The following is a 22,057-nucleotide window of genomic DNA, read 5'->3' on the forward strand; positions in this document are numbered from 1 at the left end:
CCTCGCCGAGAAACGCGGCCTCACCACCCGCGACCGCGGCGAGAAATCGCTGTATTTCAGCGCCGGGCTGCTGGAAGGGGCGGAAACCATCGGCTTCTTCCTGCTGCTCTGCCTCTTCCCCGGCGCTTTCGCCGCCCTCGCCTGGATCTTCGGCGCGCTCTGCTTCTTCACCGCGACGAGCCGCGTCCTGCTCGCCCGCCGCGTCTTCCGCTGAGCCGGGGGAGCCGGCCGCGGGGGCATCGAACCCCCGCGCCCGGCATTGCCATGGAAGGCGGCGAGGGCGCCGCGGGCGGGATGCGGTTTCTCCTTGTCCAAATACTCCCGCCGGAGGCGCCTGCGGCCGGCGACGGACGCTCCGCGGGGAGTATTTGCGCAAGGGACGGACGCTCCGCGGGGAGTATTTGCGCAAGGAGAGGCCGGAACGTCCCGCGACCGGGGGCGGCTGTCCCCGGCAGGGCCGCAGGCGGGGGCTCGATGCCCCCGTCGGCGGCGCCTCCGGGTGGCGGGAAATGGCCGGCCCGCCCTTGCAGGGGGCGGGCCGGGCCACTAAGACTCGGGTAATTCCTAGGCGATTATCCTTTTCCCGTCACAACAGGCAGGCGCACATGAGAGACCCGATCGATACCTATATGAACACGCTGGTGCCTATGGTGGTCGAACAGACCAGCCGGGGCGAGCGCGCCTATGACATCTACAGCCGGATGCTGAAGGAGCGGATCATCTTCCTCTCCGGCCCGGTGCATGACGGCATGTCCTCGCTGATCTGCGCGCAGCTTCTGTTCCTAGAGGCGGAGAACCCCTCGAAGGAGATCGCGATGTACATCAACTCGCCGGGCGGGGTGGTGACCAGCGGGCTGTCGATCTACGACACGATGCAGTACATCAAGCCGAAGATCTCGACTCTGGTGATCGGTCAGGCCGCCTCGATGGGCAGTTTGCTGCTGACGGCGGGCCATCCGGGCATGCGCTATTCGCTGCCGAACAGCCGCGTCATGGTGCACCAGCCCTCCGGCGGCTACCAGGGTCAGGCGACGGACATCATGATCCACGCCCGCGAGACCGAGAAGCTGAAGCGCCGGCTGAACGAGATCTACGTGAAGCACACCGGCCAAGACCTTGAAACCGTTGAGGCCGCACTGGAGCGCGACAACTTCATGTCGGCCGAGGACGCCAAGGCCTGGGGCCTGATCGACGAGATCCTGGAAAACCGCGGCAAGCTCGACGACACGCCGAAGTGACGTCGCTGCCCCCGCCGGGCCGGTCCGGCGGGGGCGATTTGACATTGTGAAGGCGCGGGCCTTGGCCTAGACTTTCGCGGACAGGCCGGGTTCAGACCCCGGCGCACTGCAGAGGATTACGATGGCGAACAATTCTGGCAGCGACAGCAAGAACACCCTCTACTGCTCTTTCTGCGGCAAGAGCCAGCACGAGGTGCGCAAGCTGATTGCAGGGCCGACCGTCTTCATCTGTGACGAATGCGTCGAACTCTGCATGGACATCATCCGCGAGGAGACCAAGACCACCGGTCTGAAATCCTCCGACGGCGTGCCGACCCCGCGCGAGATCTGCAAGGTTCTGGACGATTACGTCATCGGCCAGATCCATGCCAAGCGTGTGCTCTCGGTCGCGGTGCACAACCACTACAAGCGGCTCAACCATTCGTCGAAGACCGACATCGAGCTGTCGAAGTCGAACATCCTGCTGATCGGCCCGACCGGCTGCGGCAAGACGCTGCTGGCCCAGACGCTGGCGCGCATCCTGGATGTGCCCTTCACCATGGCCGATGCGACGACGCTGACCGAGGCCGGCTATGTCGGCGAGGATGTCGAGAACATCATCCTCAAGCTGCTGCAGGCTTCGGAATACAACGTCGAGCGGGCGCAGCGCGGCATCGTCTACATCGACGAGGTCGACAAGATCACCCGCAAGTCCGACAACCCCTCGATCACCCGCGATGTCTCGGGCGAGGGCGTGCAGCAGGCGCTGCTGAAGATCATGGAGGGCACCGTGGCCTCCGTGCCGCCGCAGGGCGGGCGCAAGCATCCGCAGCAGGAGTTCCTGCAGGTCGACACGACCAACATCCTCTTCATCTGCGGCGGCGCCTTCGCCGGGCTGGAGAAGATCATCGCGCAGCGCAACAAGGGTTCCGCCATCGGCTTCGGCGCCGAGGTGAAGGGGCCGGAGGATCGCGGCGTTGGCGAGCTCTTCAAGGAACTGGAGCCCGAGGACCTGCTGAAGTTCGGCCTGATCCCGGAATTCGTCGGCCGTCTGCCCGTGATCGCCACGCTGACCGATCTCGACGAGGCGGCGCTGGTCACCATCCTGACCGAGCCGAAGAACGCGCTGGTGAAACAGTATCAGCGGCTGTTCGACATCGAGGGCGTGAAGCTGACCTTCACCGCCGACGCCCTGGTCGCCATCGCCAAGCGGGCGATCAAGCGCAAGACCGGCGCGCGCGGCCTGCGCTCGATCATGGAGGACATCCTCCTGGACACCATGTTCGAACTGCCGGGGCTCGACGGGGTCGAGGAGGTCGTGGTGAACGAGGAGGCCGTGAACAACGGCGCCAAGCCGCTGCTGATCTACACGGAAGTGAAGAAGAAGGAGCCGGCCAGCGCAGGCTGACGCGCGATGTATCGGCACAAAGGCGGGCTCCGGCCCGCCTTTTGCTTGGCCGCTGCTTGGTGCTGGACCTCCGCTGCGGCTTGGGCCATATCAGGGCAAACTATTCGGAGGCTGTCGATGTCCATTCTCAAGCGCGCGGTGACCTGGTGGCATAGCCAGACCCTCGGCACTCAGCTGTTCACCTGGCGCAAGGGCGTCAAGGTGGGCGAGGATGAGCAGGGCAACATCTTCTACCAGAACGCCGACGGCAAGAAGCGCTGGGTGATCTACAATGGCGATCTCGAGGCGAGCCGGATCGGCGCGGACTGGCACGGGTGGCTGCACCACACCTGGGACCAGCCGCCGAACAAGCTGCCGCTGAAGCACCGCGCCTGGGAGAAGCCGCATCTGGAGAACCAGACCGGCACGCCCACCGCCTATGTGCCGGCGGGGTCGCTGCGGCGCGTCGATCCGGTGGCGCGGCGCGACTACGAGGCGTGGCAGCCCGAGTAATGGCGGAAAGCACCACAGAAGTCGTCGCGGGCGGGGCGGTGCTGGCCGCGGCTGTCGCCTTCCTCGTCTATGTCGGGCAGAGCACCGGCTTTTCCGGCGGCGCCGGCAGCTACGAGGTGACGGCCAGCTTCCGCTCGGTCGAGGGCATCGGCATCGGCACCGACGTGCGTCTGGCCGGCGTGAAGGTCGGCAGCGTCACCGGGCTGTCGCTGAACCCGACCACCTATTTCGCCGACGCCACCGTCTCGGTGCAGCAGGATGTCGCCCTGCCGGTCGACTCGGCGATCCTGATCTCCTCCGAAGGGCTGCTCGGCGGCAATTTCGTCGAGTTGATCCCCGGCGGCGCGCTGGAGAACATCGAGCCCGGCGGCGAGATCGAGGATACCCAGGGCGCGGTCAGCCTGATCTCGCTGCTGATGAAATTCGTCGGCGGCAGCGCCTCCGACGATACGGCCACGCCATGAGGGGGCTGGCCTGTCTTCTGGCGCTGCTCGCGGCTCCGGCCTTCGCCCAGGATGTCCCGGTGTCCGAGGCGCAGGGCGGGCTGTTGCGCTGGCTCGACAAGATCTCGGGCGAGACGGCGGATGTGGAGCTGCAGCTTGGCCAGTCGGCGGTCAGCAACTACCTCACGATCCAGCTCGACGCCTGCCGCTATCCGACGAACGATCCGGCTTCGGACGCCTATGCGCATCTGACGATCCGCGACACGCGCGTCGAGGCGCCGGTGTTCTCCGGCTGGATGATCGCGTCGAGCCCGGCGCTCTCGGCGCTGGACCATCCGCGTTACGACGTCTGGGTGCTGCGCTGTATCACGCCGGAGACCTCCGGGCAGTAGCCCCGGGGGGTGAAGCTGGCGCTGCCGGCCAGCGCCTCGGCCAGCCGGGCGTGATACTCCGACCGGCCGATCTCGATCCCGCCCAGCGAGGCCAGGTGGTCGGTGAGGAACTGGGTGTCGAACAGCACGAAGCCGCCGGCGCGCAGCCGGTCCACCAGCCAGGCCAGCGCCAGTTTTGACGCGTCGGTGCGGCGCGAGAACATGCTCTCGCCGAAGAAGGCCCGGCCCAGCGTCACGCCATAGACCCCGCCGACCAGCGCTTCGCCCTCCCAGACTTCCAGCGAATGGGCGTGGCCCATGCGGTGCAGCGCGGCATAGAGCGCGAAGATCGTCGGGTTGATCCAGGTTTCCGAGCGGTCGGCGCAGGCCTCGACCACCGGCTCGAAGGCGGTGTCGATCCGCACCTGCCAGCCGCAGCGGCGCATGCGGCGGGCGAGGCTGCGCGAGATGTGGAAACCGTCGAGCGGCAGGACGCCGCGCAGAGGCGGGTCGACCCAGCCGACCTCGGGATCATCGCGCGAACTGGCCATCGGGAAGATGCCGATGGCATAGGCCCTGAGCAGCAGCTCGGGGGTGAGCTCCGCGCTCATGCGGAAAGGCGGCCCGCAGGCCGCCCTTCGATTTCTGCCGGGCTCAGCCGAACTGGGCGGCCAGCCATTTTTCCAGCCAGTGGATGTTGTACTCGCCGTTCTGGATGTCCGGCTCGGCCAGCAGCGCGTGGAACAGCGGCACGGTGGTGTCGACGCCGTCGACGATCAACTCGCCCAAAGCGCGGTTCAGCCGGGCCAGCGCCTCGGGCCGGTCGCGGCCATGCACGATCAGCTTGCCGATCAGGCTGTCGTAATAGGGCGGGATCGAATAGCCGCCGTAGAGCGCCGAATCCATCCGCACGCCCAGACCGCCGGGCGCATGGAACACCCGCACCTTGCCGGGGCAGGGCGAGAAGTTCGGCAGCTTTTCCGCGTTGATCCGCACCTCGATGGCGTGGCCGTTGATCTCAAGCTCTTCCTGCCGGAACGACATCTCCATCCCCGCCGCGACCCGGATCTGCTCGCGCACGAGATCGACGCCGAAGATCGCCTCGGTCACCGGATGCTCGACCTGGAGCCGGGTGTTCATCTCGATGAAGAAGAACTCGCCATCCTCGTAGAGGAACTCGATGGTCCCGGCGCCGATGTAGTTGATCCGCGCGACGGCATCGGCACAGACCTTGCCGATCCTGTTGCGCAGCGCATCGGTGATGACCGGGCCGGGGGCTTCCTCGAACACCTTCTGGTGCCGGCGCTGCAAAGAGCAGTCGCGCTCGCCCAGATGCACGGCGCGGCCCTTGCCGTCGCCGAAAACCTGGATCTCGATGTGGCGCGGCTTCTGCAGGTATTTCTCGATATAGACTTCGTCATTGCCGAAGGCGGCCTTCGCCTCGGACCGCGCGGTGCGGAAGGCGACCTCGAGCTCGGTCGGGTTCTGCGCCACCTTCATGCCGCGCCCGCCGCCGCCGGCGGTCGCCTTGATGATGACCGGGAAGCCGATCGACTGGGCGATGCCGATCGCCGTCTCGAAATCCGGAACGCCGCCTTCGGAGCCCGGAACGCAGGGAACCCCGAGCGCCTTCATCGTGTCCTTGGCGGTGATCTTGTCGCCCATGATGCGGATATGCTCCGCCGTCGGGCCGATGAACTCGATCCCGTGGTCCTGCAACGCCTGGGCGAAGGCGGCGTTCTCCGACAGGAAGCCGTAGCCCGGATGCACCGCCTCGGCGCCGGTGATCTCGCAGGCCGAGATGATCGCGGCCTTGCTCAGGTAGCTGTCGGTGGAGGAGGCGGGGCCGATGCAGACCGACTCGTCGGCCATGCGGACATGCATCGCGTCGGCGTCTGCGGTGGAATGGACGGCGACCGATTTGATCCCCATCTCCTGGCAGGCACGGATCACGCGCAGGGCGATCTCGCCGCGGTTGGCGATCAGGATCTTTTCGAACATTCCGGCCTCACTCGATGATCATCAGGGGCGCGCCGTATTCCACGGCGTTGCCATCCGCGACCAGGATCCGCTTCACCGTGCCCGCGCGCGGGGCGGGGATGTGGTTCATCGTCTTCATCGCCTCGATGATCATCAGCGTCTGGCCCTCGCTGACGGTGGCGCCGACGCTGACGAAGGGCGTCGAGCCCGGCTCGGCCGCCAGATAGGCGGTGCCGACCATCGGCGAGGTCACGGCGCCCGGATGCTGGGCCGGATCGTCGTTGACGGCGGGGACAGCGGCTGCGGCGGGGGCGGAGGCTGTGGTGACGACGGCAGGAGCGGCGGCGACCGAGGTGGTCACGATATTGGCCTGCTTGACCACGCGCACTTCGAGGCTGTCATCCTCGGCATATTCTCGTTTGACGGAAAGTTCGGTGAGCTCGTTCTTGTTCAGCAGCTCGGCAAGCGCCTGGATGAAGGCGACATCCGCCTCTGTGGATTGTTTGCTCATGACCGTCCTCGGTTGGCGTTTCTGCCTTGATTGGCTTTTGCGCGCGCGGGGCGCACAGGTTGCGTGCGCTTATACGACAGCGTTTCCTGGGTGAAAAGCGCCAGTTCGTCGCGAAGCGGCGGCGGCCTGCCGCATTTTCAGGCAATCGGCGGGCGCGAAAGGGACAAATCGGCTCCGGCAAAATTTACCGTTTGATAAAAAAACAGACCCATGCCAGCGTTTCTCCAAAGCAATAGCCAATGGGGAGGGAGTGTCTTGTCCAACAGCCAGCTGACGCCCGGCATCGCGCCGGGGCGCCTGCCCGCCGAAGCCTATCAGAGAAACTTCAGCGACCTCGACCCGCCGCTCGACCGGCACGAGGCGCATGTGGCGGCGGATCGCTGCTACTTCTGCCACGACGCGCCCTGCATGACGGCCTGTCCCACCAGCATCGACATCCCGCTCTTCATCCGCCAGATCGCCACCGGCACGCCGGATGCGGCGGCGAAGACGATCTTCAGCCAGAACATCCTCGGCGGCATGTGCGCCCGGGTCTGCCCGACCGAGCAGCTCTGCGAGGAGGTCTGCGTGCGCGAGGTGGCCGAGGGCAAGCCGGTGGAGATCGGTCGGCTGCAGCGCTACGCCACCGACACGCTGATGGCCAAGGGCGTACATCCCTTCACACGTGCCGCGCCGACCGGCAAGCGGGTCGCCGTGGTCGGCGCCGGGCCCGCCGGGCTTTCGGCGGCGCATAGGCTGGCCATGCTGGGTCACGAGGTGGTGATATTCGACGCCCGGCCGAAGCCCGGCGGGCTGAACGAATTCGGCATCGCGAGCTACAAGACCCCGGGCGACTTCGCCCAGGCCGAGGTGGAGTGGCTGATGCGGATCGGCGGCATCACGCTGAAGACGGGCCATGCGCTTGGCCGCGACATCACGCTGGAGGGGTTGCGCGCGGAGCATGACGCGGTCTTCCTCGGCATGGGGCTCTCCGGCGTCAACGCGCTCAGGGCCGAGGGCGAGGACCGGGCCAATGTGCATGCGGCGGTGGATTTCATCGCCACGCTGCGGCAGGCGCCCGACAAGTCCACCCTGCCGATCGGCCGCGACGTGGTGGTGATCGGCGGCGGCATGACGGCGGTCGACGCGGCGGTGCAGTCGAAGCTCCTCGGGGCGGAGAACGTCACCATCGTCTACCGCCGCGGGCAGGAGAAGATGAGCGCTTCGACCCATGAGCAGGAACATGCCACCTCGGTCGGGGTGCGGATCCTCTGCAACGCCGCCCCGGTGGCGGTGCATGGCAATGGCGCGGTGCGCGAGGTGGAGTTCGCCTATACCGAGGACACGCCCTCCGGTCTGAAGCTCGGCGCGGAGACCTTCCGGCTGAAGGCGGACCAGCTGTTCAAGGCCATCGGCCAGACGCTGGCCGGCCAGCCCGAGGCGCTGGAGCTGGCGGGCGGCAAGATCGCCGTCACCGGGGCAGGACGCACCAGCCTCGACGGGGTCTGGGCCGGGGGCGACTGCGCCTCGGGCGGCGAGGATCTGACCGTCACCGCGGTGGCCGAGGGGCGCGACGCGGCGATGGACATCCACGCCCGGCTTGCGCAGCCGTCATGAGCGGCGCAGCTTGCCCCTGCGGCGGCTTCCGGCTAGGCAAGGCGCCAACTGGGCCGAGGGAAGACCATGGACGCCGCGATCGACTCTATCCTGGCGTTCATCAGCGCCAACCAAGACTGGGCCCTGTGGATCGCCCTGATCTTCGCCGCGGCCGAGACCACGGCCTTCCTGTCGATCCTGATCCCCTCCACCGCGATCCTGATCGGGGTCGGGGCGCTGGTCTCGACCGGCGAGCTGGACTTCACGCCGATCTGGATCGGGGCCTCGATCGGCGCGGTGATCGGGTCGTTCTTCTCCTACTGGCTGGGCTGGCGCTACGGCCCGCGGGTGATGGAGCTGCGGATGATGCAGGGCCAGCGCCCGCTGGTGCAGCGCGGCACCGAGGCCTTCGCGAAATGGGGGGCCTTCGCCGTCATCATCGGGCATTTCTTCGGCCCGCTGCGCGCGGTGGTCTTCGTCATCGCCGGCATGTCGCGGGTGCCGCTGTGGCAATTCGTGCCGGTGAACATCGCGGGCTGCCTGCTCTGGGCCTATGCCACGCCGAAATCCGGAGAGATCGGCGGCGACATTCTCGGCGCGCTCTGGCGGCTGATCACCGGCTGATCCACTCCCTTTCCTGTTTCTCCGCCAACGGCGGCCCTTTCGGGTCCGCCGTCAGCCTGCATTGAGGAGGATACCCCATGGCCAATCTGGCATCCGATTTCATCGGCATCAAATCGCCGAACCCGTTCTGGCTGGCCTCGGCGCCGCCGACCGACAAGGAATACAACGTCCGCCGCGCCTATGAGGCGGGCTGGGGCGGCGTCGTCTGGAAGACGCTGGGCTCCGAAGGCCCGCCCGTGGTCAACGTCAACGGCCCGCGCTACGGCGCGATCTGGGGCGCCGACCGCCGGCTGCTGGGCCTGAACAACATCGAGCTGATCACCGACCGCCCGCTGGAGATCAACCTGCGCGAGATCAAGTCGGTGAAGCGCGACTACAGGGACCGCGCGCTGGTGATCTCGCTGATGGTGCCCTGCGACGAGGAAAGCTGGAAGGACATCCTGCACCGCATCGAGGATACCGAGGCCGACGGTGTGGAGCTGAACTTCGGCTGCCCGCATGGCATGGCCGAGCGTGGCATGGGTTCGGCGGTCGGGCAGGTGCCGGAATACATCGAGATGGTGACCCGCTGGGTCAAGCAGCACAGCCGCATGCCCTGCATCGTCAAGCTCACGCCCAACATCTCCGACATCCGCAAACCCGCCGAGGCGGCCAAGCGCGGCGGGGCGGATGCCGTCAGCCTGATCAACACGATCAACTCGATCACCAGCGTGAACCTCGACAGCTTCAGCCCCGAGCCGATGATCGACGGCAAGGGCACCCATGGCGGCTATTGCGGCCCGGCGGTGAAGCCGATCGCGCTGAACATGGTGGCCGAGATCGCCCGCAGCATGGAGACCCGCGGCCTGCCGATCTCCGGCATCGGCGGCGTCACCACCTGGCGCGACGCGGCGGAGTTCATGATGCTCGGCGCGGGCAACGTGCAGGTCTGCACCGCGGCCATGACCTACGGCTTCAAGATCGTGCAGGAGATGATCTCGGGCCTGTCCGATTACATGGACCAGAAGGGCTTCACCTCCACCGCCGATCTGGTGGGCCGCGCGGTGCCGAACGTCACCGACTGGCAGTATCTGAACCTGAACTACGTCACCAAGGCGCGGATCGACCAGGATCTCTGCATCAGCTGCGGCCGCTGCTTCGCCGCCTGCGAGGACACCAGCCACCAGGCCATCGCCATGTCGCCGGAGCGGGTGTTCACCGTGAAGGACGACGAATGCGTCGCCTGCAACCTCTGCGTCAACGTCTGCCCGGTGGAGAACTGCATCACCATGACCGAGCTGCCGAAGGGCGCCGTGGACGAGCGGACGGGCAGGGTCGTGAGCGACTACGCCAACTGGACCCAGCATCCGAACAACCCCTCGGTGCAAGCGGCGGAATAAGCCCGGCAGGCAGGACCGCCCTGCCTGCTAGACCGCCAGCAGCCTGGCGAACAGCGTCTCCAGATAGAGCCCGGCCTCGGGATAGGGGTCGGGCTCGGTCTCGCCCAGCACGGCATGCACCTGCACGTCGAAATCGGCGTAATGCTGGGTCAGCGCCCAGATCGAGAAGATCAGATGCACCGGATGCACCCGGGCGATCCGCCCCTGATCCATCCAGAACCGCAGCACCGCCGCCTTCTCCTCCACCAGCGCCTTCAACTCGCCCTCGATCGCCTCGCGCATCCGCGGCGCGCCCTGCAGGATCTCGTTGGCGAAGAGCCGGCTTTCGCGCGGGAAATCCCGGCTCAGCTCCAGCTTGCGCCGGACATAGGCCATGATCTCGCGCAGCGGCTCGCCCTCCGGGTCCATCCGGTGCAACGGGTCGAGCCAGGTATGCATCAGCCCCGACAGCAGCGTGACATGGATCGCCTCCTTCGAGGGGAAGTAATAGAGAAGGTTCGGCTTCGACAGCCCGGCCACCTCGGCGATCTGGTCCAGCGTCGCGCCGCGGAAGCCGTGCTGCGAAAAGACTTCCAGCGCCGCCTCGAGGATCGCCTCGGAATTCTTCTGCTGGATGCGGGTGCGGCGCGGCTGGATCATCGGGCTGTGCGGATGGGGGTCATGCGGCGGCTCTCCTCGCGGCCGCGCGCGGCGCGGGGCTGGGCGATGCTAGCCCGCTCCTGACCATCCGGTCAAACCTTAAGGATGCGCCTTGCGGCGGCGGCGCGGCGCAGCGAGGATCGGCGGCAGGGAGGATATCCATGACACAGACCATCATCATCACCGGCGGCGGCAGCGGCGTCGGCCGCAAGACGGCGCAGCGCTTCATCGCCGAGGGCTGGCGCGTCGGGCTCATCGGCCGCCGTCAGGACGCGCTGACCGAGACGGCGGGCGGGTCGGAAGCGCTGGTGCTGCCCTGCGATGTCAGCGATCCCGAGGCGGTCGAGGCCGCCTTCGGCAAGGCCGTCGCCGCCTGGGGCCGGCTCGACGTGCTGTTCAACAACGCCGGCCAGTCGGTGAAATCCGCGCCGATCGACGAGATCGCGGTGGAGGATTTCCTGTCGCTCACGTCGGTGAATGTCACCGGCATGTTCCTCTGCGCCCGCGCCGCCTTCGGCCAGATGCGCCGGCAGCAGCCGCAGGGCGGGCGGATCATCAACAACGGCTCGGTCTCGGCGCATGTGCCGCGCATCGGCTCGGCACCCTACACCATGTCGAAACACGCGGTCACCGGCCTGACCCGGACGCTGTCGCTGGACGGGCGCGCCTTCAACATCGCCTGCGGCCAGATCGACATCGGCAACGCCGCCTCCGGCATGGCCGAGCGTATGCCCCAGGGCGTGCCGCAGGCCGACGGCTCGATCCGGGCCGAGCCGGTGATGGAGGGCGAGCATGTCGCCGAGGCGGTGCTGAACATGGCGAGGCTGCCCTTGGGGGTGAATGTCCAGTTCATGACGATCATGGCCACCGCCATGCCCTTCATCGGCCGGGGCTAAGACGGGTCAGCCCGTCTTGCAGAACATCTCGTAGAGCATGGCCACGGTGCGGCGCGCCTTGGGGTCGGCGATGGAATACCAGATCGTCTTGCCGTCGCGCCGCGCCGTCACCAGCCCGTCCTGCCGCAGCCGGGCGAGCTGCTGGCTCACCGCCGCCTGCCGCGACTCGAGCAGCGTCTCCAACTCGGTCACCGACTTCTCGCCCTCGGTGAGATGGCACAGGATCATCAGCCGGCCTTCGTGCGACAGCGCCTTGAGAAAGGCCGCCGCGGCCTCGGCCCGCTCGCGCATATGCGGCGCGGGCATCGGGACCGCGGAGTCGGATTCGGCGGCGTCGAAGGACTGTGGCTGGTCTTGCATCATGTCGCACAACATAGCATGCCACCCGGCAGGCGGCGAGTTTTGATCTGGCCGACAGTCGATCAGAGGCCGGGGGAGAACCGCCCGAACTGCCCCTGCGCGAACAGAAGCGGCTCCCCCTCGCGCAGCGCTGCGCGCTCGACCAGCCCGACCACGATCGCATGGTCGCCCCCCTCGTGGATCGCATGGCGCTTGCACTCGAACCGCGCCAGCGCGCCCGGCAGCAGCGGCACGCCCTCGGCGGTATAGCCGATCTCCAGATCCTCGAAACCCACGCCGCCGCGGGTGAAGCGGGCGCAGAGGTCGGATTGCTCGGCGCCCAGCACATGGATGGCGAAATGCCCGGCCCCAGCGAAGCGGTCGAAGCGGCTGGAGGACCGGGCCGGAGACCAGAGCACCAGCGGCGGGTCGAGCGAGACCGCGGCGAAGCTGTTGGCGGTGATCCCCATCGGCCCCTCGTCGGTGAAGATCGTCACCACCGTCACCCCGGTGGCGAAACGGCCGAGCGCGTCGCGGAAGGCGCGGCTGTTCTCTGGCGAGGGCGCGAAGATCGCCTCGGTCGTCATGGCAGCTCTCCTGTCGGTCGCCGTCGGGTCGGCGGGTGTCGCCCCCTCTCTGCACGGCCCGGCCCGGCGGTTTCAAGCGCAAAGCGGCGGCGACCCCGGGGAAGGCCGCGCATTCGCGGTCCGGCCGCCCGCGCGAAGCGGCTTTGCACGCCGCCCGAACCGCGCTAGCAAAGGCGCTCAGCTGCCGGAGACCGCGATGCTCTATGCCTACCAGACCTCCGGCGACCGGCTGATCCGCCGCGGCCCGACCGAGCCGCTGGCCGAGGCTCTGTGGATCGACCTCTACCGGCCGCAGCCGCCGCAGATCGCCGCGGTGGCCGCGCTCGGCATCGCCGTGCCGACGCTGGCCGACATGGAGGAGATCGAGATCTCCAACCGGCTCTACCGTGAGAACGGGCTGGACTACATGACCGTGGTGATCCCCGGGCAGGATCTGGCCAAGCAGCAGATCTCCGGCCCGGTGACCTTCATCCTGGCGCCGGGGCGGCTGATCACCGTGCGCCACCACGCGCCGCGCCCCTTCGAGACCTATGCCGAGCGCGCCGACAGGACAGGCCCGGGCTGCGCCACCGCCGACCAGATATTCCTCGGCCTGATCGAGGAGATCACCGGGCGGCTCGCCGACCTTTTGGAGGGTTCCGGCCGCAGCCTCGACGAGGTGTCGCGCAGCATCTTCCGCAGCCAGGGCCAGAACATCCCGCCGCAGTTGCTGCAGGGCGCGCTGGAGAAGGTGGGCCGACAGGGGGAGCTGCTCGGCAACATCCAGCTGGCGCTGCTGACGCTGGAGCGGGCGCTGAGCTTCTACGGCCAGACCGAGCGCAGCGGCGCGGCGCTGCGCCCGGTGGTGAAGAGCCAGACCCGCGACATCGCCGCGATGGAGGTGCATGCCGATTTCCTGTCGCAGCGCGTGGCGCTGGTGACCGATGCGACGCTGGGCATGATCAACCTGACGCAGAACGCCACGGTGCGGATCGTCTCGGTCGTCGCGGTGCTGTTCCTACCGCCGACGCTGGTGGCCAGCGTCTACGGCATGAACTTCGCCCATATGCCGGAACTGTCGCAAAGCTGGGGCTACCCGGCGGCGCTGATCCTGATGGTCGCTTCGGCGGCGGCGACCTATCTGTGGTTCCGCTGGAAGAACTGGCTCTGACCTAGCCGGTCAGCGCCACCCGCTCCAGGAGGCGGAACCGGCCATCCGCCGCCTCGCCGAACAGGCAGAGGCTGCCGATGCGGAAGGGCTGGGGCAGCAGCGGTTGCAAAACCGGGCCCAGCACCGCCTCGACCTGCGCCGCCTCGGCCTCCGGCAGGTCGCCGGTCAGCGTCAGGTGGAAGCGGAACTCCTCCATGACATATGGATAGCCCCAGTCGGCCAGATAGCCGCGCTGCCGCGGGCTCAGCCGCTCGGGGCGGCGGCGGGCGATCTCGGTCGCGTCGGGCGGGGCGCGGAAGCCGTCGAGCGCGCGGACCACCTCGGCGGCCATCGCCGCCAGCGGGCCCTGATCGCCCTCCGGCGTCAGCGCCACGAAGCCGCCGATCCGCTCCAGCCGCAGCCCCGGCAGCGTCACCGGCGCGAGATAGGGGCAGAGCGCGACGAAGGCCGCGTGCAGGTCGCTGACATCGGCGCCCTCGGCCAGCCGGAACGGCGGCTTCACCGTGCCGTGGAAACCGTATTTGCGCGGCGCCTGGGTCAGAAGCCCGACCTCGCGCGGCAGCCCGGTCAGCAGCGGATGCGCCATGGCCGCGCCGGAATCGGCATCCCAGCCGAGCCAGTGCGCGGCGAATTCCGCCAGCGGCCCGGGCTCGGGCGCGTAATAGATCGCGTAGCGCAAAAATCCCTGCATCAGCTTCCCCTGCCTCACCGGACGGGCGAAGACATGGCACGGTTGCGGCGGAAGGGGAAGCCTCGCGTCCCGCGGCAGCGCCTTGCCGCCGTCTTGCGCGCGTCATGCCGGCAAGCGACAAGAGGGCGCACCCCCGCCCGACAGCGCCGCAGCCAAGGATCGCCCGATGAAAACCCTCTCCGCCTTCACCGCCCCCGGCCGCTTCTGGCGCGGCAACCTGCATACCCATTCCACCCGCTCCGACGGGGTGCTCGACCCCGAGGAGGTCTGCCGCCGCTACCGGGCCGAGGGCTACGACTTCCTCGCCCTGACCGATCATTTCATCGGCCGCTACGGCTATCCGATCACCGACACCGCGCCCTATCGCTCGGCCTCCTTCACCCCGATCCTCGGGGCCGAACTGCATTCCGGCGCGATGGCCAATGGCGAGCTCTGGCACATCCTCGCCGTCGGCCTGCCGCCAGATTTCGCCGCTCCCGACGTCCTCGACTTCCAGGCCACGCCGACGCAGGAGACCGGCCCCGAGATCGCCGCCCGCGCCGTCGCCGCCGGGGCCTTCGTCGCCATCGCCCATCCGCAATGGTCCGGCCTGACGCTGGCCGACGCCCGCAGCATCCAAGCGGCGCATGCGGTGGAGATCTACAACCACGGCTGCGCCATGGGCTGCGAGCGCCCCGACGGCGCCGCCATCGCCGACCTCCTGCTCAGCGAGGGCCGTGACCTGACGCTGATCGCCACCGACGACGCGCATTTCCACGAGCCCGACCATTTCGGCGGCTGGGTCATGGTGAAAGCCGAGGCGAACGACCCCGAGGCGCTGCTCGCCGCTCTGAAACGCGGCGACTTCTATTCGAGCCAGGGCCCCGAGATCCGCGACATCCGCGTGACCGACGATGTCATCGAGGTCGACTGCTCCGCCGTCACCGCCGTCACCGTGCAGGGCGTCGGCACCGCCTCCACCGCCCTCCACGGCCAGTCCATGACCACCGCCCGCATCCCGCTCGCCCGCTTCGCGGCCTCCAGCTTCCTGCGCGTGACGATCCGCGACGCCGCCGGCCGCCGCGCCTGGAGCAACCCGATCCGGCTCTGACCTTTCATTTTCTGTCGAAAAATATCCTCGGGGGGTGAGGGCGAAGCCCGAGGGGGGCAGACAGCCCCCCTGCAACGCCAGCCCCCGAGGAAGCCGCTCAGTTCCCGAGGATCCCCGGCAACCGCAACCCGTGCTCGCGCGCGCAATCCAGCGCCTCACCATAGCCCGCATCCGCATGGCGCATGACCCCGGTCGCCGGGTCGTTCCACAGCACGTTGCCGATCCGCCGCGCCGCGTCGTCGCTGCCATCGGCGCAGATCACCATGCCGGAATGCTGCGAGAAGCCCATGCCGACGCCGCCGCCGTGGTGCAGGCTGACCCAGGTGGCGCCCGAGGCGCAATTCAGGAGAGCGTTCAGCAGCGGCCAGTCCGAGACCGCGTCGGAGCCGTCGCGCATCGCCTCGGTCTCGCGATTGGGCGAGGCGACGGAGCCCGAGTCGAGGTGGTCGCGGCCGATCACCACCGGGGCCTTCAGCTCGCCCGAGCGGACCATCTCGTTGAAGGCGAGCCCCGCCCTGTGCCGGTCGCCGAGGCCGATCCAGCAGATCCGCGCCGGCAGGCCCTGGAAGGCGATCCGCTCGCGGGCCATGTCGAGCCAGCGGTGGAGGGCGGCGTTCTCGGGGAACAGCTCCTTCATCTTGGCGTCGGTCTTGTAGATGTCTTCCGGATCGCCCGAGAGGGCGGCCCAGCGGAAGGGGCCGATGCCGCGGCAGAAGAGCGGGCGGATGTAGGCCGGGACGAAGCCGGGGAAGGCGAAGGCGGTCTCCAGCCCCTCCTCCAGCGCCACCTGCCGGATGTTGTTGCCATAGTCGAGCGTCGGCACGCCGGCGTTCCAGAAACCGACCATCGCCGCCACATGGGTCTTCATCGAGGCGCGGGCGGCGCGTTCGACCGCCTTCGGATCGGTCTCGCGCGCGGCCTTGGCCTCGGCCACCGTCCAGCCCTGCGGCAGGTAGCCGTTCAAGGGGTCATGCGCCGAGGTCTGGTCGGTGACGATGTCGGGACGCGGGCCGCCGGCCTGCATCCGGGCCAGAAGCTCGGGGAAGATGTCGGCGGCATTGCCGAGCAGCCCCACCGATTTCGCCTCGCCCTTCGCCGTCCAATCCGCGATCAGCCCGAGCGCCTCGTCGAGGCTCGCAGCCTTGGCGTCGAGGTAGCGGGTGCGGATGACGGAAATCGATCCGGGTCTCGTCGCATTCGACGGCGAGGCAGCAGGCCCCGGCCATCACCGCGGCGAGGGGCTGGGCGCCGCCCATGCCGCCGAGCCCGCCGGTCAGCACCCAGCGCCCGGTGAGGTCGCCGCCGTAATGCTGGCGGCCCGCCTCGGCGAAGGTCTCATAGGTGCCCTGCACGATGCCTTGGGTGCCGATGTAGATCCAGGAGCCCGCGGTCATCTGGCCGTACATCGCCAGGCCCTTCTTGTCGAGCTCGTTGAAATGGTCCCAGGTCGCCCAATGCGGCACGAGGTTGGAATTGGCGATCAGCACCCGCGGCGCGTCCTTGTGGGTGCGGAACACCCCCACCGGCTTGCCCGATTGCACCAGCAGGGTCTCGTCCTCCTCCAGCGTCTTCAAAGTGGCGACGATGCGGTCGAAATCCTCCCAGGTGCGGGCGGCGCGGCCGATGCCGCCGTAGACCACAAGCTCATGCGGGTTCTCGGCCACGTCGGGATGCAGGTTGTTCATCAGCATCCGCATCGGCGCTTCGGTCAGCCAGCTCCTGGCGCTGATCACGGTGCCGGTCGGGGGGTAGATGTCGCGGAGGTTGTGACGTTTGTTCATGGGGGGCTCCAGCGGTGTCAGACGTGGGCAGGCAGGTTGAGGGCGGGCAGGTCGAGGCCGGTGGCGGCGGTCAGCGCGCCCGAGGCGATGAGGGCGGCGGCGGCCTTGAGGTCGGGGGCGAGGTAGCGGTCGTCGCCCAGCGTCGCCACCTCCTGCCGCAGCCGGGCGACGGCGCCCTGCAGTGGCAGCGAGGTGGCGAGCGGGGCGCGGAAGTCGATGCCCTGCGCGGCGCAGATCGCCTCGACGCCAAGGATGACGTTCAGGTTCTCGACCATCCGGCCGAGCCGCCGCGCGCCATGGGCGGCCATGCTGACATGGTCCTCCTGATTGGCCGAGGTGGGGGTGCTGTCGGTGACGGTGGGCGTCGCCAGATGCTTGTTCTCGCTCATCAGCGCGGCCGTCGTCACCTCGGCGATCATCAGGCCGGAGTTCAAGCCGGGGTTCGGCGTGAGGAAGGGCGGCAGGTCGAAGCTGAGCGTCGGGTCGACCATCAGCGCCACCCGGCGCTGGGCGATGGCGCCGATCTCCGAAAGCGCCAGCGCCATCATGTCGGCAGCGAAGCCGACTGGCTCGGCATGGAAGTTGCCGCCCGAGACGATGCGGCCGTTCTGCAGCACCAGCGGATTGTCGGTGGCGGCGTTGGCCTCCACCTCCAGCGTGCGGGCGGCCATGCGCAGCACGTCCATCGCCGCGCCGGTCACCTGCGGCTGGCAGCGGATGCAATAGGGGTCCTGCACCCGCGTGTCGCCTTCGCGGTGGCTCTCGCGGATCGCGGAGCCGTCGAGCAGGGCGCGCAGGGCGGCGGCGGCCTCGATCTGGCCGAGATGGCCGCGCAGGCTGTGGATCTCGGGCTCGAGTGGTGCGGTGGAGCCCATGATCGCGTCGGTGGAGAGCGCCGAGGTGACGAGCGCCGACTGCGCCGCGCGCCAGCCGTCTAAGAGCCCGGCCAGCGCATAGGCGGTGGAGAACTGGGTGCCGTTGATCAGCGCCAGCCCCTCCTTGGGGCCGAGCGTCACCGGGACGAGCCCGGCTCGGGCCAGCGCCTCGGCGCCCGGCAGCACCGCGCCGCCGATCTCCGCCTCGCCCGCGCCGATCATCACCGCGGCCATGTGGGCGAGCGGGGCGAGATCGCCCGAGGCGCCGACCGACCCCTGCGCGGGGATCACCGGGGTCACGCCCTCGGCCAGCATGCCTTCGAGCAGCGCCACGATCTCCCAGCGCACGCCGGAGGCGCCGCGGCCGAGCGAGAGGAGTTTCAGGGCCAGCATCAGGCGTGCGACCGGGCGGGGCATCGGCTCGCCCACGCCGCAGCAATGCGACAGGATCAGGTTGCGCTGCAGGGTGGCGGTGTCCTTGGCGGCGATCTTCAGGCTGGCGAGCTTGCCGAAGCCGGTGTTCACGCCATAGACGGCCTCCTCGCCTGCCGCGGCCTCGGCGATGCGGGCGGCGGCGGCCTCGACCGCGGGGCGCGCCCCGGGCGAGAGCCGGGCGGCGCTGCCGTCGCGGAAGAGCCGTTCGAGCTGGGCAAGGGTGGTCGCGCCGGGGATGAGGGTTTCAGACAAGCGAGCCTCCGAAGATCCGGGCATGGAGCGGGGTCGCGCCGATGCGGTAGCTGAGTTCGGCCGGGTGCCGCGCCTCCCAGACGGCAAGATCGGCGCGCAGGCCGGGGGCGATGGTCCCGGCGTCGCCGAGGCCGAGGGCGCGGGCGGCATGGGCGGTGGCGCCCAGCAGCGCCTCTTCCGGGGTCAGGCGGAACAGGGTGCAGGCCATGTTCATCGCGAGGCAGAGCGAGGTCATCGGCGACGAGCCGGGGTTGCAGTCGGTCGCCACCGCCATCGGCACCCCATGGGCGCGCAGGGCGGCGATCGGCGGGGCCTGCGGTTCGCGCAGCGTGAAATACGCCCCGGGCAGGATGACGGCGACAGTGCCCGCGGCGGCCATCGCCTCGACGCCCAGATCGTCGAGATATTCCAGATGATCCGCCGACAGCGCGCCATGCCGCGCCGCCAGCGCCGCGCCGCCGAGGTTGGAAAGCTGCTCGGCATGCAGCTTCACCGGCAGGCCCAGCCGATGCGCCTCGCCGAAGACCTCGGCGATCTGCGAGGGCGCGAAAGCGATGCCCTCGCAGAAACCGTCGACCGCATCGACCAGCCCCTCGGCATGGGCGGCACGCAGGGCGGGCAGGGCGACCTCGGCGATATAGGCGTCGGCCCGGTCCTTGTACTCGGCAGGCACGGCATGGGCGCCGAGGAAGGAGGTGAGGATGCGCACCCTGCGCTCCTGCCCGATGCGGCGGGCGACGCGCAGCATCTTCAGCTCGGTCTCGATATCGAGCCCGTAGCCCGACTTGATCTCGATGCTGGCGATACCCTCGGCCAGCATGGCGTCGATGCGCGGCAGGGCCTGCGCCAGAAGCTCCGCCTCCGAGGCGGCGCGGGTGGCGCTGACGGTGGAGACGATGCCGCCGCCCGCCCGGGCCACCTCGGCATAGCTCGCGCCCTTCAGCCGCATCTCGAACTCGGCGGCGCGGTTGCCGCCGAAGACCACATGGGTGTGGCAATCGATCAGCGCGGGCGTGACCAGTCGCCCTTCGAGATCCTGTCGCGGGCCGTCGAACTCCGGCGGCAGATCGGCCATGCGCCCGACCCAGCGGATCGTCTCGCCCTCGGTCACCACGCAGCCCTCGGGGATCAGCCCGTAGCCGCCCTGCATCGTCGCCACGGTCGCATTGGCCAGAATCATCATGCCGCTTGCCTTTTGTCTGCGCATGGATTTAATATGTCTGCACATAATAAACCCTGTCAAGAGGCTTGCCATGCAGGACGCGACGATCTGGGCCGAAACGGCGCTGCTGCCCGAGGGCTGGGCAAGGGATGTGCGGCTGACCCTGCGGGAAGGCCGGATCGCCGCGGTGGAGACCGGCGTGCCGGGACGGGGGCTCGGCTGCCTTCTGCCCGCGCCGGTGAACCTGCACTCCCATGCCTTCCAGCGCGCCATGGCCGGGATGACCGAGCGGCGCGGCCCGGCGCAGGACAGCTTCTGGACATGGCGGCAGCTAATGTTCCGCTTCCTCGACGCGCTGACGCCCGAGGATGTCGGCGCCATCGCCGCCTTCGTGCAGATGGAGATGCTGGAGGCGGGCTATGCCGCGGTCGCCGAGTTCCACTACCTGCATCACCAGCCGGGCGGCGCGCCGTATGCCGATCCGGCCGAGATGGCGGGGCGGATCGTGGCGGCGGCGGCGGAGACCGGCTGTGGGTTGACGCTGCTGCCGGTGCTCTATCAGCAGGGCGGCTGCGACGGGCGGGCGCTGGGCCCGGGGCAGGCACGCTTCGGCTCTGACGTCGGGCGGTTCATGGCGCTGCGCGCGGCGGCGGGGCGCGGGCTTGCCGCCGACGGGGTGCTGGGCACGGCGCCGCATTCGCTGCGGGCAGTCAGCCGCGAGGGGCTGGCGGCGGTGACGGCGCTGCCCGGGCCGCTGCACATGCATCTGGCCGAGCAGGTGGCGGAGGTCGAGGAAGTCTCAGACGCTTACGGTGCGCGTCCGGTGGAGTGGCTTTTGGCCAACCACGCGGTCGATGCGCGCTGGTGCCTGATCCATTGCACCCAGATGCTGCCCGCCGAGACCGAGGCTCTGGCGCGGAGCGGCGCTGTGGCCGGGCTCTGCCCGATCACCGAGGCCAATCTGGGCGACGGCATCTTCGACGGGGTGCGCTGGCTTGCGGCCGGCGGGCGCTTCGGCGTGGGCTCGGACAGCAACGTGCGCATCGCTCTGGCCGAGGAGCTGCGGCTGCTGGAATACTCCCAGCGGCTGCGCGACCGGGGGCGGGCGATGCTGGCGGAGCCGGAGCGCTCCACCGGGCGGCTGCTCTACGAGAGCGTGCTGGCCGGGGGCGCGCAGGCGGCGGGGCGGCGGAGCGGGGCGATCCGCGTCGGCGACTGGGCCGATCTTCTGGCGCTGGACACGCGGGCCGTCGATCTGGAGGGGCGGCAGGGCGATGCGCTGCTCGACGCCTGGATCTTCGCGGGCGACGACCGGATGGTGTCGGAGGTCTGGTCGGCGGGGCGGCCCGTGGTGAGCGGGGGGCGGCATGTGGGGCGCGAGGGGATCGAGGCGCGCTACCGTAGGGCGATGGCCCGGCTGCGGGGGCTCCTGTGACGCCGCAGGGTTGGGAGGAGATCCGCGCCGAGGTGCTGCGCCGCATCCACGCCCGCGACTGGGCGCCGGGGGCGCTGATCCCGACCGAGGAGGCGCTGGCGCAGGAGTTCGGCTGCGCCCGGGCCACGGTGAACCGGGCGCTGCGCGAGCTGGCCGAGACCGGCGTGCTGGAGCGTCGGCGCAAGGCGGGCACCCGGGTCGCGCTCTCGCCGCCGCGCCGCGCCACGCTCGACATCCCGGTGACCCGGCTCGAGGTCGAGGGGCGGGGGCAGGCCTATGGCTTTCACCTCCTGGAGCAGCGGCTGCGCGAGGCCCCGGCGCCGGTCACCTCGCGGCTGGGGCTGGCGCCGGGGCTGGAACTCCTGCAGCTGAAGACGCTGCATCTGGCGGACGGGCGGCCCTTCCTGCTGGAGGACCGCTGGCTGAACCCCGCGGTGCTGCCCGACCCGGCCCCGGATTTCGCCGCGATCAGCGCCAATGAATGGCTGGTGGGCCATGTGCCCTATACCACCGGCGACATCGCCTTCTCCGCCGCCTCGGCCAGCGCGGAGGAGGCCGAGGTGCTGGGGCTGGCGGAGGGCGCGGCGCTCTTCATCGTCGAGCGCAGCACCTGGGAGCGGGATCTGCCGGTGACGACAGTGCGGCTCGCCTATGCGCCGGGCTATCGGCTGCGCACGGTGGTCTGAGCCGGCGGGCCGGGGGGAGCCGCGCTTGGGGGCATCGAG

General features: G+C 69.2%; 22 protein-coding genes and 2 pseudogenes. 14 read left to right on the plus strand and 10 right to left on the minus strand.

Annotated features, from left to right (window positions below; translation table 11 throughout):
• From C5F48_RS12125 to C5F48_RS12150, 6 genes and pseudogenes are all read left to right on the plus strand, one after another.
• Window positions 1–214: pseudogene (locus tag C5F48_RS12125) on the plus strand (CDP-alcohol phosphatidyltransferase family protein); the annotation flags it as partial.
• 391 nt (window positions 215–605) lie between these two features.
• A complete protein-coding gene (locus C5F48_RS12130) occupies window positions 606–1,238 on the plus strand; it encodes an ATP-dependent Clp protease proteolytic subunit (RefSeq protein WP_107664177.1) in 633 nt (210 codons plus the stop codon).
• Between the two features lie 121 nt (window positions 1,239–1,359).
• Window positions 1,360–2,625: an ATP-dependent Clp protease ATP-binding subunit ClpX gene (clpX, locus tag C5F48_RS12135; RefSeq protein WP_107664178.1), complete on the plus strand. Its 1,266-nt coding sequence runs from the start codon at window positions 1,360–1,362 to the stop codon at window positions 2,623–2,625.
• A gap of 117 nt (window positions 2,626–2,742) precedes the next feature.
• On the plus strand, window positions 2,743–3,117 hold the full coding sequence (locus C5F48_RS12140) for an NADH:ubiquinone oxidoreductase subunit NDUFA12 (protein ID WP_107664179.1): 375 nt from the start codon (window positions 2,743–2,745) through the stop codon (window positions 3,115–3,117).
• On the plus strand, window positions 3,117–3,581 hold the full coding sequence (gene mlaD / locus C5F48_RS12145) for an outer membrane lipid asymmetry maintenance protein MlaD (RefSeq protein ID WP_107664180.1): 465 nt from the start codon (window positions 3,117–3,119) through the stop codon (window positions 3,579–3,581). Before C5F48_RS12140 ends, mlaD begins: the two co-directional genes overlap by 1 nt.
• Window positions 3,578–3,952: a DUF2155 domain-containing protein gene (locus C5F48_RS12150; RefSeq protein ID WP_107664181.1), complete on the plus strand. Its 375-nt coding sequence runs from the start codon at window positions 3,578–3,580 to the stop codon at window positions 3,950–3,952. The genes mlaD and C5F48_RS12150 overlap by 4 nt, the downstream gene beginning before the upstream one ends.
• On the opposite strand, the gene aat is transcribed toward C5F48_RS12150, so the two are convergent.
• The 3 genes from aat to accB are packed head-to-tail and all read right to left on the minus strand — an operon-like array spanning window position 3,901 to window position 6,422.
• Window positions 3,901–4,542 (minus strand): leucyl/phenylalanyl-tRNA--protein transferase, encoded by a 642-nt coding sequence (aat, locus tag C5F48_RS12155; protein WP_107664182.1) that lies wholly within the window; start codon window positions 4,540–4,542, stop codon window positions 3,901–3,903. The genes C5F48_RS12150 and aat overlap by 52 nt on opposite strands.
• A gap of 43 nt (window positions 4,543–4,585) precedes the next feature.
• Window positions 4,586–5,932, minus strand: coding sequence for an acetyl-CoA carboxylase biotin carboxylase subunit (gene accC, locus C5F48_RS12160; RefSeq protein WP_107664183.1), 1,347 nt, complete (start codon window positions 5,930–5,932; stop codon window positions 4,586–4,588).
• Between the two features lie 7 nt (window positions 5,933–5,939).
• Window positions 5,940–6,422 carry an acetyl-CoA carboxylase biotin carboxyl carrier protein gene (accB, locus tag C5F48_RS12165; RefSeq protein ID WP_107664184.1) on the minus strand — a complete coding sequence of 161 codons (483 nt, stop codon included), beginning with the start codon at window positions 6,420–6,422 and terminating at the stop codon, window positions 5,940–5,942.
• A gap of 255 nt (window positions 6,423–6,677) precedes the next feature.
• Here accB and C5F48_RS12170 point away from each other — a divergent pair, with 255 nt between their 5' ends.
• The 3 genes from C5F48_RS12170 (at window position 6,678) to preA (ending at window position 10,000) form a co-directional block, all read left to right on the plus strand.
• Complete coding sequence (locus C5F48_RS12170; protein WP_107664185.1) at window positions 6,678–8,018, plus strand: NAD(P)-dependent oxidoreductase; 1,341 nt, start codon at window positions 6,678–6,680, stop codon at window positions 8,016–8,018.
• Window positions 8,019–8,084: 66 nt separating this feature from the next.
• Window positions 8,085–8,621 (plus strand): DedA family protein, encoded by a 537-nt coding sequence (locus tag C5F48_RS12175; protein ID WP_107664186.1) that lies wholly within the window; start codon window positions 8,085–8,087, stop codon window positions 8,619–8,621.
• Between the two features lie 77 nt (window positions 8,622–8,698).
• The gene (preA, locus tag C5F48_RS12180) at window positions 8,699–10,000 is read left to right on the plus strand and encodes an NAD-dependent dihydropyrimidine dehydrogenase subunit PreA (protein WP_107664187.1); all 1,302 of its coding nucleotides are present in this window, start codon (window positions 8,699–8,701) and stop codon (window positions 9,998–10,000) included.
• A 27-nt stretch (window positions 10,001–10,027) separates the two neighbouring features.
• On the opposite strand, the gene C5F48_RS12185 is transcribed toward preA, so the two are convergent.
• On the minus strand, window positions 10,028–10,639 hold the full coding sequence (locus C5F48_RS12185) for a TetR family transcriptional regulator C-terminal domain-containing protein (protein ID WP_107664188.1): 612 nt from the start codon (window positions 10,637–10,639) through the stop codon (window positions 10,028–10,030).
• A gap of 161 nt (window positions 10,640–10,800) precedes the next feature.
• Here C5F48_RS12185 and C5F48_RS12190 point away from each other — a divergent pair, with 161 nt between their 5' ends.
• Entirely contained in the window at window positions 10,801–11,535 is a 735-nt protein-coding gene (locus tag C5F48_RS12190) for an SDR family oxidoreductase (RefSeq protein WP_107664189.1), read from the plus strand.
• Window positions 11,536–11,541: 6 nt separating this feature from the next.
• Here the strand turns inward: C5F48_RS12190 and C5F48_RS12195 are convergent, their stop codons facing one another.
• Window positions 11,542–11,898, minus strand: coding sequence for an ArsR/SmtB family transcription factor (locus tag C5F48_RS12195; protein ID WP_170139554.1), 357 nt, complete (start codon window positions 11,896–11,898; stop codon window positions 11,542–11,544).
• Between the two features lie 59 nt (window positions 11,899–11,957).
• A complete protein-coding gene (locus tag C5F48_RS12200) occupies window positions 11,958–12,461 on the minus strand; it encodes a flavin reductase family protein (RefSeq protein WP_107664190.1) in 504 nt (167 codons plus the stop codon).
• A 196-nt stretch (window positions 12,462–12,657) separates the two neighbouring features.
• Between C5F48_RS12200 and C5F48_RS12205 the strand changes: the two genes are divergently transcribed.
• A complete protein-coding gene (locus C5F48_RS12205) occupies window positions 12,658–13,611 on the plus strand; it encodes a magnesium transporter CorA family protein (RefSeq protein WP_107664191.1) in 954 nt (317 codons plus the stop codon).
• 1 nt (window position 13,612) lies between these two features.
• On the opposite strand, the gene C5F48_RS12210 is transcribed toward C5F48_RS12205, so the two are convergent.
• Window positions 13,613–14,302, minus strand: coding sequence for a DUF1045 domain-containing protein (locus C5F48_RS12210; RefSeq protein WP_107664192.1), 690 nt, complete (start codon window positions 14,300–14,302; stop codon window positions 13,613–13,615).
• A gap of 166 nt (window positions 14,303–14,468) precedes the next feature.
• Here C5F48_RS12210 and C5F48_RS12215 point away from each other — a divergent pair, with 166 nt between their 5' ends.
• Window positions 14,469–15,392 (plus strand): PHP domain-containing protein, encoded by a 924-nt coding sequence (locus C5F48_RS12215; RefSeq protein WP_107664193.1) that lies wholly within the window; start codon window positions 14,469–14,471, stop codon window positions 15,390–15,392.
• A gap of 97 nt (window positions 15,393–15,489) precedes the next feature.
• Here the strand turns inward: C5F48_RS12215 and hutU are convergent.
• The 3 genes and pseudogenes from hutU to hutI form a co-directional block, all read right to left on the minus strand.
• Window positions 15,490–17,173: pseudogene (hutU, locus tag C5F48_RS12220) on the minus strand (urocanate hydratase).
• Between the two features lie 17 nt (window positions 17,174–17,190).
• Window positions 17,191–18,735, minus strand: a complete 1,545-nt coding sequence (hutH, locus tag C5F48_RS12225; protein ID WP_373454341.1) for a histidine ammonia-lyase — start codon at window positions 18,733–18,735, stop codon at window positions 17,191–17,193.
• The gene (hutI, locus tag C5F48_RS12230) at window positions 18,728–19,918 is read right to left on the minus strand and encodes an imidazolonepropionase (RefSeq protein ID WP_107664195.1); all 1,191 of its coding nucleotides are present in this window, start codon (window positions 19,916–19,918) and stop codon (window positions 18,728–18,730) included. The genes hutH and hutI overlap by 8 nt, the downstream gene beginning before the upstream one ends.
• 70 nt (window positions 19,919–19,988) lie before the next feature.
• Here hutI and C5F48_RS12235 point away from each other — a divergent pair, with 70 nt between their 5' ends.
• Both C5F48_RS12235 and hutC read left to right on the plus strand, forming a co-directional pair.
• Window positions 19,989–21,332: a formimidoylglutamate deiminase gene (locus C5F48_RS12235; protein WP_107664196.1), complete on the plus strand. Its 1,344-nt coding sequence runs from the start codon at window positions 19,989–19,991 to the stop codon at window positions 21,330–21,332.
• On the plus strand, window positions 21,329–22,018 hold the full coding sequence (gene hutC, locus C5F48_RS12240) for a histidine utilization transcriptional repressor HutC (protein WP_211314583.1): 690 nt from the start codon (window positions 21,329–21,331) through the stop codon (window positions 22,016–22,018). Before C5F48_RS12235 ends, hutC begins: the two co-directional genes overlap by 4 nt.
• Window positions 22,019–22,057 lie beyond the last annotated feature (39 nt).

Source organism: Cereibacter changlensis JA139, from assembly GCF_003034985.1.
Taxonomy (GTDB): domain Bacteria; phylum Pseudomonadota; class Alphaproteobacteria; order Rhodobacterales; family Rhodobacteraceae; genus Cereibacter; species Cereibacter changlensis.

What these genes read in the sequence shown, in the direction of transcription:
- C5F48_RS12185 (WP_107664188.1), bottom strand. Translation starts at nt 10,639, where the DNA reads ATGATCCAGCCGCGCCGCACCCGCATCCAGCAGAAGAATTCCGAGGCG.
- hutI (WP_107664195.1), bottom strand. Translation starts at nt 19,918, where the DNA reads ATGATGATTCTGGCCAATGCGACCGTGGCGACGATGCAGGGCGGCTAC.
- C5F48_RS12195 (WP_170139554.1), bottom strand. Translation starts at nt 11,898, where the DNA reads ATGATGCAAGACCAGCCACAGTCCTTCGACGCCGCCGAATCCGACTCC.
- C5F48_RS12175 (WP_107664186.1), top strand. Translation starts at nt 8,085, where the DNA reads ATGGACGCCGCGATCGACTCTATCCTGGCGTTCATCAGCGCCAACCAA.
- C5F48_RS12130 (WP_107664177.1), top strand. Translation starts at nt 606, where the DNA reads ATGAGAGACCCGATCGATACCTATATGAACACGCTGGTGCCTATGGTG.
- aat (WP_107664182.1), bottom strand. Translation starts at nt 4,542, where the DNA reads ATGAGCGCGGAGCTCACCCCCGAGCTGCTGCTCAGGGCCTATGCCATC.
- C5F48_RS12205 (WP_107664191.1), top strand. Translation starts at nt 12,658, where the DNA reads ATGCTCTATGCCTACCAGACCTCCGGCGACCGGCTGATCCGCCGCGGC.
- accB (WP_107664184.1), bottom strand. Translation starts at nt 6,422, where the DNA reads ATGAGCAAACAATCCACAGAGGCGGATGTCGCCTTCATCCAGGCGCTT.
- preA (WP_107664187.1), top strand. Translation starts at nt 8,699, where the DNA reads ATGGCCAATCTGGCATCCGATTTCATCGGCATCAAATCGCCGAACCCG.
- C5F48_RS12210 (WP_107664192.1), bottom strand. Translation starts at nt 14,302, where the DNA reads ATGCAGGGATTTTTGCGCTACGCGATCTATTACGCGCCCGAGCCCGGG.
- C5F48_RS12150 (WP_107664181.1), top strand. Translation starts at nt 3,578, where the DNA reads ATGAGGGGGCTGGCCTGTCTTCTGGCGCTGCTCGCGGCTCCGGCCTTC.
- C5F48_RS12215 (WP_107664193.1), top strand. Translation starts at nt 14,469, where the DNA reads ATGAAAACCCTCTCCGCCTTCACCGCCCCCGGCCGCTTCTGGCGCGGC.
- C5F48_RS12190 (WP_107664189.1), top strand. Translation starts at nt 10,801, where the DNA reads ATGACACAGACCATCATCATCACCGGCGGCGGCAGCGGCGTCGGCCGC.
- C5F48_RS12235 (WP_107664196.1), top strand. Translation starts at nt 19,989, where the DNA reads ATGCAGGACGCGACGATCTGGGCCGAAACGGCGCTGCTGCCCGAGGGC.
- C5F48_RS12200 (WP_107664190.1), bottom strand. Translation starts at nt 12,461, where the DNA reads ATGACGACCGAGGCGATCTTCGCGCCCTCGCCAGAGAACAGCCGCGCC.
- mlaD (WP_107664180.1), top strand. Translation starts at nt 3,117, where the DNA reads ATGGCGGAAAGCACCACAGAAGTCGTCGCGGGCGGGGCGGTGCTGGCC.
- clpX (WP_107664178.1), top strand. Translation starts at nt 1,360, where the DNA reads ATGGCGAACAATTCTGGCAGCGACAGCAAGAACACCCTCTACTGCTCT.
- accC (WP_107664183.1), bottom strand. Translation starts at nt 5,932, where the DNA reads ATGTTCGAAAAGATCCTGATCGCCAACCGCGGCGAGATCGCCCTGCGC.
- C5F48_RS12140 (WP_107664179.1), top strand. Translation starts at nt 2,743, where the DNA reads ATGTCCATTCTCAAGCGCGCGGTGACCTGGTGGCATAGCCAGACCCTC.